We start from the raw sequence: 344 nt of genomic DNA, 5'->3' as shown, positions 1-344 counted from the left end.
TGGAAAATCTGTTACTGCAAATATGCTTACAGCGTATTACAGCAAAGGATGCAATTCAGAAGAAATGTTTTCCAGGCTGGAAATCAGTCAGGCAAAAGATTTCAGAAAACATCTGAATCAGTATGATGTGATTCACTGGGATATTCAATGGTGCATGGGACCTGCCAATGGTCCTGAGAAAGTTGTTTCTTATATTTCCGAAAAGACGATTTCAGAATTGAAAGAATATTATCCTGATGTACTTCTGGCAGAGAATCATTCCCTGGCAGAGACACTGGCACGGATCAATACTGTAACTGGCAGAAAGTTTATTGTGATTATTGATGAATGGGATGTTCTGATTC

1 protein-coding gene is annotated in these 344 nt (G+C 38.7%); it reads left to right on the top strand.

Annotation, left to right across the window (positions count from 1 at the left end; genetic code table 11):
* Nucleotides 1–344: AAA family ATPase (locus tag ACTNDS_RS16720; RefSeq protein ID WP_441036868.1), on the top strand; the 344-nt coding region annotated here is incomplete at both ends.

Origin of the sequence: Blautia sp. HCP3S3_C12, assembly GCF_052064155.1 — a bacterium.
Classification (GTDB): domain Bacteria; phylum Bacillota; class Clostridia; order Lachnospirales; family Lachnospiraceae; genus Blautia_A.
This window is presented reverse-complemented; position numbering and strand designations above follow the sequence as displayed.